Here is a 13,345-nt window from a genome sequence, read left to right on the forward strand (position 1 = left end):
CCGCAGTATTCCCGGGCCCCACATTCAGTAGCGTGGCTTAGTGAGTCACTCGCGCGCCGAGCTCATTGATCACCCATCCCTGCGCTTCGAGCGCTGCCCTTCGCTCAGCTCTCGCATCCCCCTCACCCATTGCACTGGTTCGAATAGCCAGGCACAGCAAGTGCGTAGGCCTGGTCATCCCGACGTACATGAGCATCCTGTTCTTCCGGTAAGTCACCTGATGTTGCTTCTTCACCAGCGGCTTACCCTCCAGCCAGGGCAACATCATCTCCAAGACATGCTGACCACTGAACGTTTCCACAATCAGTGTCGCCGAATGAGTCTTGCCTTTGACGGCGTGCATGGATGACAGTTGGACGTCGACGGGGTCATGATCACCTTCGTCGGATCGGTATGCGTTGATGGTTTCACGGGGGATCTCGGACTCGTCCTTATCACGCGGCTCTGTCCACGCCAGGTACGCCTCAACCTCGGGTTCGTTTGAAATCGTCTCGTCAGGATGCAGCTCTGCGATCAGGCGCTTCAGCAGTACGGCATGCCTCTGAACCCAACGCTCCTCTCGTAGCGGGTGGGCATAGAACAAATAGAGGTAGATGCCTCGCTGGTAGGCTCCCAGAAGCGTCGTGTTCAACGCCAAGCTGCGCTCTATGAAGCGGTGAAGTCTCATCCTGATCTGGATAGGTCTCCTCAAGCCTGCACGTTCAGCCAGGTGAAGCAAACACTTGGCGATCATTTCAACGCTTTCGTGTGCATGACCGCTAACGGCCAGATGCGCTCTCGCCCTGCGAATACCTTCAACGAATGTTTTGGGCGTATACCTCGAGCTGTTGGCATCTGAGCGATAGGCGCTCCAATAGTGCTCCAGAGCCTTCGGGAATTGCTCCGCCTTGTAGTTCTTCAGCCGGTGAACGGCGCCGATCGCATGCACCCCATCCTTGCGATCCGAAACAGACAGGCACCGGGAAACCAGCTGCGCAAACGCACCGAGAACACCGCTCGTATCGTCATCAGGGAAGACAAAGATCGTGTTTGGACAAACATCGCCGGCCCTGCCCCTACCGATCAATCCGCCGGCAATGGGAGCGACTGCGAAGCTGTTCGCCAAGGAAGCAATAGCCTGGTTGAATCGAAAGCTGTTGGAGATATCGATTGTCTCTCCATGAGGAAAAGCGCCATCGGATTCACCGTCACCATCGAAGATCTGCTGATTGGGATCCCCAACCCTGACCACGACTGTATTCACGGCATCGCGTGGAAACACGTGGTTCAAGAGCTGATTCTGCACGACATCCGTGTCCTGCATCTCGTCGATGAGCACACAGGGGAACCGAGCTTGCAGCGACTGAGCGACATTCGGCTCCTGCTCAATCATGGCCTGGCCGAGCGTGAAAACCTCGTCATAGCAAAAGTAACCTTCCGAAGCGGCAGCGCCCATGGCTCTACCTAGTTTTCCGTATGAGGGAGCCCCAGGTGAGCAAATGTAATGTACGCCCCCAAGCGGATTCGAAAAATCAGTCGTTTGAATACGAAGATCAGCAAGCCTTTTTTCCTTTCTGCCTAGGAAAGTCTCCATATTTCTCCGCCCGTGTCCCAGCGCCCTACCCCTGGCACGCCCGGTCGCCTCGTCATCGATCATTACCAGCGGGTGGCCATTCGATCGCAGCCAAGGGGGCGCCAGAAACCGCATGACAAAACCATGGATGGTGTCGATGAAGTGGGGGTATCGCAGCAGCCGCTGGCCAACCTCCGTGGCGCCCAGCCGACGCTCGATTTCTTCGCGCGCCGCATTGGTGTGCGAAAGCACACAAATCCCCTGAGTACGGCTACGCCAGTGACGACCAAGGATGGCGAGCTTGGCAACCACTAGGGTGGTCTTGCCGCTCCCTGGGCATGCCGCCACATCGAGCGTATCGAGACGTTTGAGAAACGCCCTCCGAGGCTCATCCAGATCGCGCAGCGACATAAGCCCGCTCACCCATTCGATGTCTGCATCCGTGACTGGCGGAACAAGATCCTGAAGCCGCATTACGCAGGTTCCTCCACACCGGCTGCTTGTGCATCGGCCGTGGTTGCAGGAGCCGCAGGTGACTCTGGTGATTGAGCCAAGAGAGGGCCGCCTGTGGCGTAGTCGATCGCTTCAACGACATAGGTCGGTAGCGCTGTACGCAAGCTCGCCTGATCGAGCTCACCCTCATAAACTGCCAGCTGCAACAGGTCGACCAGGTGCTGTGCGGTGATCGACTTGGAACCGGAATCCACAAGACGGTAGATCTCCGTAGCGCGCTCCTCCTCGGTGGGGTACCGAGTCTTGAGGGTCTCCAGCGCCCTGCTTGCCCTCTCGAGCACTTTCTCCCGAGTCAGCTTGCGCTCGTTGATCTTCGCGTCATGCAAAGCCAGCACGGCGGCTCGATGTACCCAATCCATGAGTCCCCCGACAGCCAGGTCGTACTCAAGCGTCCAATGATTGGCCACGAAGGTTTTCACGTTCTGGCCATCGCCACGTGTCCGTTTTTGCCGATGAGCCGCTAGCTTGGGTTCTCGCTCCATATCAGTCGCGCCGAAGTCGCTCAGAATGCGCCACCGCCGAGACGCCGGCTTACCATCGGGTTTGCGCTTGTTCGGGTTCAGCCCCATGATGGCTGGCGCGCAATCAGGCATCACATCCATGTCGGTGATGCAGGCGGTGGGGATTTGTATGGCGCCTTCAGACTCGTCGGCGCGCTGCATGATGTGCGCATATCGACGCAAACCAACCCCGCCGACGTTGACGATTGATACACCATGCTCGGTCAGGTCACGTCCAAGCAGCCGGGCCAACGCCGGCAGAAGAATCGCCTCAGCATCCCCTTCAACGATGAGCAGCCCCTTGGCAAAGAACAGGCTGGCTTTGGTGACATCCAGGAAACGACTCAAAAACCGATAGTCATCAACCGACAGCTTGGTTCGCCCCTGCGCCATGGAGAACGCGCGCCGACCTTGAATGAGCACGAGGTTTTCCAAGGCGATCTTGGAGCTCAGGTTGGGGCTGTGCGTTGTCAGAATCACCTGGACGGGCCGTGTCTGCACTTGTTCTTGAACGTATTCCTCAGCATGGGCTTGAGGCTGGGAAGCTCGCTCCAGGAACTCCATCAGTCTGAGTTGGCGCTGCGGATGGAGGTGCGCCTCTGGCTCTTCAATCAGCAGCAGTGGCAGACCGTCTGGCTCCTTGCCCAGCAGGAGGAGCTCGCAGGCCATGAACAGCAGATTATTGGAGCCCAGGCCGTAACTGCCCTTTGCAAGCCCCGAGCCCTTGTCCAACAGTCCCAACTCGAGCCGCTCGAGAATCTGTTTGAGCTTCGTAGTCTCACTGCCGCTGTCGCCGAAGCCGAGATGGCTATGAAGTGGCTGTCCCGCCAGTGAAAGAGGTTCCAGGTAGCGCTCGTTGATCGTCGCTTGGGCCACCCTGATTGCTCCGTGGCCTCTGACGAGCTCACACATGTAATCGCTCATGCCGGCAATGCTCAGGTCGGAAGCTTCGGCTGTTGACGCCGGCGGAGCCGTACCGACGTAGGACTCACCCGTTTCGATTCCCGGAAAACTTGACAGGACTTGGGACAAGCGCGAGTTACGACCTGGCGACATCTCACGTTCAGCATCGCGCAACGGCTTCAAGTAGGCGGTCGCCAGTAACTGGCGCGCTCCAACGTCCAAGGCAGGCCCCTCTCCGCGCGCACCACAGCGGAGTTGGATGTCGACCCAGCGACGTGACGCTGTCGGCAACGTGAGTCGACGTGCTGACCAGTGCACATGAAGCAGACCCTCGCCACCTGAAAAGGTTACGTACTCAGCAAAGGCTCCGAGTTCCAGCGTGGATAACCCGGACAGCGTACAGACTAGAGTGATGTCGGTCGCAGGTTCGCCATTCCCTGTGACATGGAAGTCCTCCAGTTCAAGCCGAAGGAAGTCCGAGTCACGGGTCTGCAGGACGTGCCGGATGGCGTCGATTACTGCGGTCTTGCCAGCATCATTCTCCCCTATAAGCGCAGTGACTCCCTCATTAAAGTGGATGACAAAGCCTGGAGTCAGATCGCCAAACTGGCGGAAATTACGGATAGACAGCGCTGAAAGGTACATCCCCACTTCTCCCTAAGCCTGGCTTCAATCGACCTCTGGGCTTCCAAGCCGAACGCAATGTGACTGGATATATGCCACAGACTGGGGCAAGGCGCTATCTCGAGCAGATGCTATCTGTAACGGAGAGAAATGGATAATAAGAATTGCAGAGCGGTGGAAGTTGGTCAGGACGGTCAGTGATCGAAACGAAGGGCGGCAACCACAAGACCTTCAAGGAATGGAAAGGCCAGTATGGTTTCAAGGAAGTCGAGAACTGAGTAGGACTTTTTGAGTGCAAACGAAGGGCTTCGACATGGCCCTTTTTCATTTCACGATAATACAAGCCCCGACGACCGCCGGGTTAAGCCTCAGCCTCGCGTAGTGGGTTTATCAACAGCTTCCGTCGGGTTCAATAAATCCCAGTGTTTTCCGAAACCTGACCTGACCTGACTTCTGACCGCCTGAGTCTTATCCGGCCCTTGCAATCGGCTCTTGCCGAGGACTCATCATGGCTGCAGTCAGCCGTAGATACGGCGCGACCGCAGGTGCATGCCATCGGGCCGCTCGACACCTTCTCTATTACGTAACCATAGGTATATCTGAGAATTTTTCGCTAGGCACATGTAATCTAGTCAGCTGAAAAATGGACAGAAAATGACTACGCCATGACGACTCCTACTCAAATTGATACCACCAATTTGCTCACCATTCTGGGCGTTGTCGCTGCCGTATGGGCGTTAATTTCTCCAACGAACCGGCTTCGACTTCGCTTCTGCACAACCTGTGGAGATTGGATTATTGGAGCCTCGATCTTTCTCCTGATCCATTATTTGGTGTTCGCCCCTGCACTGAAGGAACTTGGACTGTACTACAGCCTGGGGCCTTGGAAATGGGGCCTCGACAGCTCAAGCGCGGTTTATCTGTTGCTGCTTTCGGTGGCTCTATACTTCTTCTGGCGAACCCGGTTTCCTAAGCTCGTCCGAAGTAGAGTCCACGTTTTTCGTGAGTTGATCGAGAATTTGCATCTCACCAAGCGCTACGATGAACTGATACTGTTGGTCGAGCCCCAACTGCCGAAACTCATCGCCCTGACACGACAGCAATCTTGGCTAGTCCGCTGGATTGCTCACCTCGACACGCCCAAGATCGACATGGCAGCACTACTGAATGGGGAATCCCCTCAACCTCAATCTGGCGAGCGTAAGTACTGGCGCGACATGCTGCACAAAGTGAAGTCTTGGCGCGTGGCTCGGGACGAGGCTAGTACGCAAGCCCGGGAAATCCTGTTGAATCTTGTCACCTCACCTGAGCTAACCCATCACTTGGCGCAGGCCCACCCGCATTTCTGCCTCAAGCTCCTTGAAGCGGACGAGGCAATACGCTCCGACTTCATTGCGCGTTACATAGATGCCCTCCTCCACGCGCCTGGAAGCCGACTCTACGTCGAACTAAAAAACAATCAAAACCTGAACGGCGGAAGCCGCCTGTACCTGCCGGAGAGCAATCGTCTTCTTCGGTTTTTCTTCACTGATGCAGCCACGGCGGTGAAGATCGGCTTGGATTCAGCCATTGGTGACTCTGTACGCCGCCGGTTGGATGAAGATAGACAACTGGCCGAAAAACTCAACGAGCCGCTGGGCTCTTACCAGGAAACTGGTCGATTTCGCTGTCCGATCAATTCGGGCATCACGCTTTTTGAGATCATGGTGCATGAAGGCATCCATCAGGGTTTGCAAGACCATATGTGGCTGCACTACTTTGATTGGTTCGCCAAAAAGATCCTCAAGCAAATGGCTGGGCCACTCGACGAAGAAACCTTACTGGAATGGCCAACGCCTTTTCACTACCTCCTGTCTCGCGTGGTCAGCATCGCCACGGATTGGGCTGAGCAGTGTGCGTGCATGGATGGTTCAGAAATCCCGCAGGCAACCCTTTCAGCCGATGATTTTGATCGCTATTACATCTCCAAAGAGGCCACGAAGGTGCTTGGCTCGATGCTGCAGGGCATCATCACTAGTGAAAAGCTGTCGGCGTCGTTCAAGAGGCAGTTGCTGGCAATCGCTATTCGCAGCCATGTAACACTCCAAGGCGATCCCAAGATGGCGGCCGTTGCATCGTCATTCCTCACCGCTGTAATCGACGGGGCCGGTTTGCCCACAACGGTTACCTATCGGCAGGAGCTTCGGAATGTCCTTGAAGGACTGGATCATCGGTTACGGGGTGACGCCTTCGTTTTCGAGAAAGCATTGAAGGCCTCACTACCTTGCAGCCCCGACTGACATCGGCGCTCCCTGCTTCAGCGCGGAAGACATCTTGACTGAAAACATCATTCGGCATGGTAGACACGGGCAGTCGCGACGACTTGATTGAGGCCGTAACCTGTTCGCTCATCACCCTCATCGATGAGTCGCATCACGGCTTCACGCAGGTCACCCGACACTGGCGCACCGGAGTCTGTATCACGAAAGAAACGCATCACTGTGCCGGCAACAATATCAGCCAATTGCAACCCAACTACCTCGTGCGACTGCGCAAATTCAATGCTGGCCTCTTCCTCGAACCGATAGTCAGAATGCGGCGTGTAAGGCAGATCTATGGTGGGGCTCAGATTTTCCGCTAGCAGCTTGCCTTGGAGCAGAATGTTCTCCACTTCCAATTGCTGGTCGTGCACCAATCGAATACCCAACAGTCGGCGGCTGAAGTAGTTATTCATCCGAGCATAGATGTTCGAAAATGATGTCAGATTTGGCAGCATCCAGACCTGCTTCGCATGCTTGTTGATATCTGGAGGCGGAAGAAATCTTGACCAGGCTCCCGCGCCTTCATTACTTCGCTTGCGGTACTCGGCTTCTGCCTCCTGCACCATGTGGGCAATGCCTTGCGCAATTTGCATGACCGATCCGGTAAGGCCAGGATTTGCCACCATGTCCTGTAGCGTAGCGAATGATTCGCGGAGGGCTGCGTCACCCGGAGTCAGGCACGAGGCGACGAACGCGTCCAGCACCCGCTCGGAAGCGTGAAAATACAGGAAGTCCGCCACTGTGTTCCTGATGAAGTGAAACTCCAGTGATTCGGGGTAACCAAGACACGGTGGTAAGAGTTGGAACGAGGTGATGCAGGTACAGATAAAAAATCGCTTATCGACCACCTCGACAAAAAGCGGGGCCTGTCGGTCTAGCAAGGCGTGGATGACTTCAGCCGAGAACCTAGGCTTGGCGGTCAATGACTTGGATTTGAGTTCACCGTCAGGTATGCGATGGCGGCTTCTCAGTTCATTGATACGGCACTCCCAGTCATCTCCGTCCTCAAGGCCAACGCCGGCCAATGCAAAGTAGGGCTGGCCTTGGAAGTCGTAAGCATTGCCGCTTTTTACCATGTCCCCGCTGTGGCCGCTTTCATCAATGTAGATAGTGGTCATATCTCATCGCTGCCTATGAAGTGATTCATATTTGGTTGTATACGCATTTTTTTCGCGCGATTAAACCCAGTGTGGTTTGTGCCATGCCTTTGATTGGAATCTGCATCCGCACAGGAGCAGACCACATGGGTACTGGTAAAGATTTCTGTAGTGTGGAATCGAGTCATCCTGACCGACACGCCTTCGCCGTCGACACCGATCCGCCCTGTTTCGCACGGACGGCATACCAGGTCGTTTGATTAATGTCAGCTGTAAATTCAGGTTACGCTGGGGCATCCCCCGTCAGACCGGATTATTGCAGCTGAGCTCTGTCGCGCCTGGCGATCATGACCCCATTATCGATGCGGTCACTTCTGCATCCGCACCTCGGAGTATGGCTTCTCTCGACTGCGTTATCGCTCCCTCGGTCGACCACGCAGGTCTTTCATGCCACGATTGGGCACCGAACAGCAGGCAGAAAAAGAAATGGCTTTTAGCGATGATAACGGTGGCTTTGCATTTGCTTGCTCGGACGCAAAAATGTCAATTGGTTCATCTACCTGGGCTACTCGTTTGAGTCAGCTTGGCAGTGCCACAGGCGAGATCCTGATCTTGACCCGAGGCCTGGCAGATATTGGTTACATCGCAAATATTCTGGATAAACGTCCTCAGAATATCTGGATAGTGGCGCATTCTGAGTGCCTCGACGCGGCCAAAGCTCTGAAAGCTGCCAGGCCTTGGCTCCGGATCGCGTTACACCCCGACATAGGGGCTAGAGTTGTTTTAGTCGCCCCTGAAACTGTCTGGGTCTCCAGCAGCGATTTTGGAAAGGCGGGAAAGCTTGAATCAGCGGTAGGCTTTCATTCAACGACTCTGTATTCGCAAACGCGTTCGCAGCTGTTTGACAAAGCTTGGCGCGAAGCCCATGAGCTACCAAGCCTTCCGGATTTTGGGAAAGGTTGGTCGTAAAGCATGGGATATGTGCTGCGCTGGCGTGAGACGTACGTTAAGGAGCCGGCTCCTTTCTCATCGCAGCCATGAGCACTGAGCGGGAAGTCCCGCCCTCACCATTCACGCATGTTGATCAGGCGGTCCGTGAGTTCAGGTACCAAAAATGCGAATAGACGATTGTATTGCCGGTCGGGCCGATAAGCTTCATCCCGAGTTTGCAGTGCAGCGCGGATGATCTTGCGTCGCTTTGCCCAAGTCCCCTTCTTGTCTTGTTCGGCCAATAGCTCATTCTGCTCAAAGATTTCCAGCGTCCACCCGAACTGAAGCAAAAAGGGTTTGTAGGAATCGAAGGCCTGGTTGCTGACGTTGAGGAGACGCTCGAATCGATATCCGATCGGGCGACGGTAACGCGCGCTCAGCACAATGGAGACTGCCCCTTGGAATGGATCTGTCCAATGGAAGTTCGGAAGTTTGATATCCGGGTAAGCAATTTCCATACGCTCGCGTAGGTCGACCCAGCGTTCCCGGGACTGTGGCGTGTCCTCTCTGCCAAACTCCGTCCAGAACGCATGGAAGTCGCGGCGCAGCACATCTGTGTTTATCGTGCTTTCCAATACCTCTCTCTGTGCTTGGTAATCGTTATAGAACACAAGCTGCTTTTCCGAATTTAACGTCAGTTCGTCCAGAAACACTTCAGCCCTCCTCCAGTCGTTGACTATGGTACGACCGGTCAGTTGGGGTACTGCGTACCAGCAATCAAATGCCATGCGTCCAGAAGCTTTGGATCGCGCCAGCGACTGATCGTTGACAATAAAGACGTTCAGATTGTTCAGGAAGAAAATGTCCTCCTCGGCAGTCTTGGTTGCGCCAGGATCAAAGCTCTGGAATACCCAGATCATCGCCCCGCCATTAGCTCGGTAAAACTCCCGACGTCCGACGATCTAGGTCAGAAAGGTGGTCGAGAGCTGAACTTCAAACGCAATCCGCTCATTGCCTCTAGCGACTTGGACATCGGGCTTGCGCCAGGTGGCACGGTCGGCAACTGCTTGACTTTTCCATACTTTCTCAACCTGAGGCTCACCGCACGATAGATCTGCAATCAAGCTGTCGCGAATGATCCCTTTAAGCCGGATGTGCGCTTGGCTCTCCTTCTGCGCGCTGTACTTGATCGCGGTGATCTGAGCTGGGCTGAGCTCTCCCTTGGTGGAGATGTCGCACGGAATGAGCCCTTCTATTGTCGGGTGGTGGCGGAAGTGGAAGAAACGATGCTGTGTACGCACCAGCAAAAGAGCGGCCCCCCACAGCTGGCAAACCAGCCAAGGCTTATCTCGATCCAGTAAAAACCGAGAAGCCAGCTCCGCCCTATCCTGTATGACCAGGGACAATTCTCGGGTCAGGAAGCTGTTAATTTCTATGGATGCAGCACTGTCCAGATCCATGATATCTTTCAGCTTCATCTGCTCTGTAGGCTGAGCGTATTCCAAGGTGCGCACGGATTCCTCCATAAGCACTACACACGTTGAAGTGCTGTCCATGACCTGCGCCGATTTCTATATTCCTGGCTTCATGTTAGGGGCTTCCTGATTTTTGAATACGGCCCTTTGGTCTAGCAAGCTTCTGTCTGGGTAGACTTGCCGGGTTTGGGCTGGAAACAATACTGCCCGTTCGGCCATTGTACTTGGCTGACGTAGTGAGAGATGACAAGACGCTGCATCACATATTCAGGCGCATCACCTTCGATCTTATGTGTACTCAGCTCGTTGTTGTAAGTGCGTAGCGTCCGAGCAAAAGTCTCAAACATCGCTCTAGGTTTCCTGGATCTGGGATTGGCATACAGAATCGAAAAGGCATTGGTAAATGTCCAGTGCCCTCTCAGCATGTCCTTCTCAGGTACCGACCTGTGACGATGGTAGAGGTTGGTCAGGACGACCAAGTCGACACTGCTGTAGCGCGCGGGGTCTGCAAATGAGTCGCCAGTGAACAGCCCCCTCTCGCCGGTCAAATACCCCTCCCATAGCTGCATGTCTCCAGGATCATCGCAGCCGACGACGAGCACGTTGTACTGGCGATCATCCGCGACATCTGGGAATTCCCCATGAGCATCGTACAAATAGTCTTTTAGCTTGTTGTCCATGTGGAGGCCCGGCACAAGGGTGCTGCCAACACTTGCAAAGCTCTTTTGGAGCTTAGCGACTGTATCTCTGTAATCTGACTGCCACCCTATGGCCCGAATAATGAATTCGCTGCCCGAATCCACCTTATGCATGGCAGTGTAATCAGCACATTTGACCTCTACATTGAATTTGTAACCCCCGCTGCAAAAAGAACAGTCGACATCTCGTGGTGGCATCACCTTGTCTTCGTAGACAAAGCTGCTGGTGAAGTAACGCGCATAGTGAGCGCATACCGTGAGTTCCACAGCTGCTTGAAGGTACTGATCTTCTGCCGGCTCAGGATCCTCTATGCGCAGCTTCTTATGCACCAAAGCCACTAGCTAGCGCTGGGTAAGGTGCGGTGCTATGGTCTGCAACGTGAGCTCCAGGCCTCGACGATAGTCCCCAGCGGGAATAAATGGATTGCAAGCCGTGACGTCCATCCTTTTTCGGTCGGTTGGTGGTTCCATTACTCGTTCTCCCTGATCGTCGACTCTCAGAATTGAGGTGCGCGTGGTGGGGCTGTTCTTGAACTCTGCTCACAACGGGCAGCGTGGCATCAGTGGGTTACTCTCAGAGCCCAGCCTAGTGGGCTTTTACAGACCAGCGCATTCAAGATTCGCCTGCTGCTTGACGATGTTGGGATAGATAATCGCAAGCCAAGCGATGGGAGTGCTTGGATCGAAATTGGCCGTCAAGGTACGCAGCTGGATGAGATGCGGAAAGTTCTCAGCGGCCGACGTCAGCGCTCCAAGGGCCGAAGACATTTCACCCTCCCTCCTGTGCCGTTCGGCCAACGCGTCGGTATGGGCATTGAGGGTTTGACAGCAAGAATGCCTCATGAACATTTGCATTTCTTGCTATCAAATCACTGCCAATTAATACATTAGCATTTCTACCGTCAGCCTAAACCCAGGGTAATCTTTAGCTAAAGGCGGCAAAGGTGAATCTCTATTATACTCACAGAGTAAGTTAAAAACGTTTGCGATAATTCCTACGACGCCATAATTTTGATATTCTTTACTCGAATTTTTGTGATGAAAAAGTATAAGATCTTTAACTACCCATCGAAAATACCTGTGGTTTCTGCAGGCTAGAAGTACAAGGTGGACGTCGCTATTATCTTGCGCAGTCAAAGATAAAGCAGATACAAATGCCGGATCAGATATATGGTCGTCTTGGCTCAGTGAATCTCCAATATAAGAAATCAGGTTGAAATCTTTTTTTGCCTCTAGCATTACTTAACTTCCTAAGATTTGAGCTTAAATATTGAAAACAGCATTCCCTTGCGAGCCTCTTGATTCCTGGCTAGGATTCAACATCATCGATGGATATTGGCAGCAAGGCATGTTGAATACTTTTGGTCTGCGGATCGTAGTAGGCCTGATAGAAGTCAAAACCTTCACGGCCTTCACGTATACAGTGGGCCTTTATGATTCTCATCGCTTTAAGCTTGTGCTCTAAAGGCGTCCTGATCCCGAAGATAATCCCTGAGAGGCTTGAAAACTTATATTTCAATGTCCGGCTTTTCTTGTCTGAAAGATCCATTCCAGAATTCAGCACTAAACGATATTCTTTCTCGGACTTCCATTGAGGCAGCTTTGAAGTCAAAGCCAGATAAAATTCATACCAGTGCTGCTTTCTAAAGTCACTGGAGTCAGTCTTATACCATTCGCTTTTAGTGCTCAAATAATTATTGCCGTCATTATACCAAAAGCCACCCAGCGCTTCGTTTGGAACATTGCCTAGCGATCTAAAGAAATCAATCTCTGAGTGTTCTCGGTCGTAGCGTACCTCTTTGAACCGCATGCTCTGAAAACTGAAATCTATATCTCTGCCTCTGCCTCCAAGGCCAACTGGCTTGTTTATCTCCATCGACAATTCGGAGTCTTGAGCAGATACGAGATACTTTAAGCATATTCCCTTGTGGTTGTCTCCGTAGCTACCCCATATTGCCGAGTTGTCACACTCTTTCATGAAACAGGATATATACCACTTGGGATGCATCAGAACTTCGATTTGATCTACGTACCTAGGCGCAAAACCCTCAGTAATTTCCTTGAGTATAGCGACGTGAGATTCCAAAGCATTGGCAGTTTTTATTTCAAGAGCTGAAAAGTTAAGCGCTATTTGTCTGTAAGTGTGAAAATTTCTGCCGACGCCGCCGTGCTTCTCGATTTGAGCGATTAGGGGTAGATGATAATCACAGTCAACCAGAGGATCAAACGGGCCCTCTGCATGCTTAATATTCGTCAGTTGGTGTCTTTCATTCACTGTAAGGACAATAGATAGAAATCTAGAGTGTAATCCAATCAAGTAGTACGACAGTTGAGGCTTGTAATGCTTATTCTCATCTTTCGCAAACGCAATTGCATATGCTTGAAAGATTTCATCCGCTCTCAGCAGCTCATCCATTTCTTGGTATGTAGCAAGCTCAACACCTTCAAGTTGCAAAGGGTAAATTCCAACTGGAAGCTCCTTTGGCAAAGGATGCCCATAACGCACGTCATTAAGTTGCCAACTACGAAATGCCAATACCAACAAGTAATGTCGAAATAGATTTATCCAGACGATTCTGTCGCCTGACCAATAGACCTCACGGTATCCCTCCAGTGGGTCATTCAACTGTTCAGGAGGGGCAAAGTAAATCTCGAGCATTTCCAGCTCGCCAGGTACAGCGGGCTCACTGTTAGTGCTGTCCTTTCCAAGTAGACGGTCTGCCGTCCTGAATCTGTAGAGATGTCGCTCCATG

The 13,345-nt window shown here is 53.1% G+C and carries 10 protein-coding genes; 2 read left to right on the forward strand and 8 right to left on the reverse strand.

The genetic code is table 11. The features are described 5' to 3' along the window. Positions 1–37: 37 nt before the first annotated feature. A complete protein-coding gene (locus AABC73_RS14355; protein ID WP_341524123.1) occupies positions 38–2,026 on the reverse strand; it encodes a UvrD-helicase domain-containing protein in 1,989 nt (662 codons plus the stop codon). Continuing rightward, complete coding sequence (locus AABC73_RS14360; protein WP_341524124.1) at positions 2,026–4,113, reverse strand: AAA family ATPase; 2,088 nt, start codon at positions 4,111–4,113, stop codon at positions 2,026–2,028. Before AABC73_RS14360 ends, AABC73_RS14355 begins: the two co-directional genes overlap by 1 nt. Before the next feature lie 644 nt (positions 4,114–4,757). On the opposite strand from AABC73_RS14360, the gene AABC73_RS14365 reads away from it, so the two are divergent. After that, positions 4,758–6,371 carry a hypothetical protein gene (locus AABC73_RS14365; RefSeq protein ID WP_341524125.1) on the forward strand — a complete coding sequence of 538 codons (1,614 nt, stop codon included), beginning with the start codon at positions 4,758–4,760 and terminating at the stop codon, positions 6,369–6,371. A 47-nt stretch (positions 6,372–6,418) separates the two neighbouring features. On the opposite strand, the gene AABC73_RS14370 is transcribed toward AABC73_RS14365, so the two are convergent. Beyond that, complete coding sequence (locus AABC73_RS14370; RefSeq protein ID WP_341524126.1) at positions 6,419–7,510, reverse strand: DUF3800 domain-containing protein; 1,092 nt, start codon at positions 7,508–7,510, stop codon at positions 6,419–6,421. A 426-nt stretch (positions 7,511–7,936) separates the two neighbouring features. Here AABC73_RS14370 and AABC73_RS14375 point away from each other — a divergent pair, with 426 nt between their 5' ends. Then, positions 7,937–8,458 (forward strand): hypothetical protein, encoded by a 522-nt coding sequence (locus AABC73_RS14375; RefSeq protein ID WP_341524127.1) that lies wholly within the window; start codon positions 7,937–7,939, stop codon positions 8,456–8,458. A 95-nt stretch (positions 8,459–8,553) separates the two neighbouring features. Here AABC73_RS14375 and AABC73_RS14380 read toward each other — a convergent pair whose 3' ends face one another. The 5 genes from AABC73_RS14380 to AABC73_RS14400 form a co-directional block, all read right to left on the reverse strand. Further along, a complete protein-coding gene (locus AABC73_RS14380) occupies positions 8,554–9,339 on the reverse strand; it encodes a hypothetical protein (protein WP_341524128.1) in 786 nt (261 codons plus the stop codon). Between the two features lie 42 nt (positions 9,340–9,381). Next, positions 9,382–9,933 carry a hypothetical protein gene (locus tag AABC73_RS14385; RefSeq protein ID WP_341524129.1) on the reverse strand — a complete coding sequence of 184 codons (552 nt, stop codon included), beginning with the start codon at positions 9,931–9,933 and terminating at the stop codon, positions 9,382–9,384. A 113-nt stretch (positions 9,934–10,046) separates the two neighbouring features. After that, on the reverse strand, positions 10,047–10,922 hold the full coding sequence (locus AABC73_RS14390; RefSeq protein WP_341524130.1) for a hypothetical protein: 876 nt from the start codon (positions 10,920–10,922) through the stop codon (positions 10,047–10,049). Between the two features lie 267 nt (positions 10,923–11,189). Continuing rightward, entirely contained in the window at positions 11,190–11,360 is a 171-nt protein-coding gene (locus AABC73_RS14395) for a hypothetical protein (protein ID WP_341524131.1), read from the reverse strand. 541 nt (positions 11,361–11,901) lie between these two features. Further along, positions 11,902–13,344, reverse strand: a complete 1,443-nt coding sequence (locus tag AABC73_RS14400; protein WP_341524132.1) for a DUF2971 domain-containing protein — start codon at positions 13,342–13,344, stop codon at positions 11,902–11,904. Position 13,345 lies beyond the last annotated feature (1 nt).

It is taken from the genome of Pseudomonas sp. G.S.17, from assembly GCF_038096165.1.
Taxonomy (GTDB): domain Bacteria; phylum Pseudomonadota; class Gammaproteobacteria; order Pseudomonadales; family Pseudomonadaceae; genus Aquipseudomonas.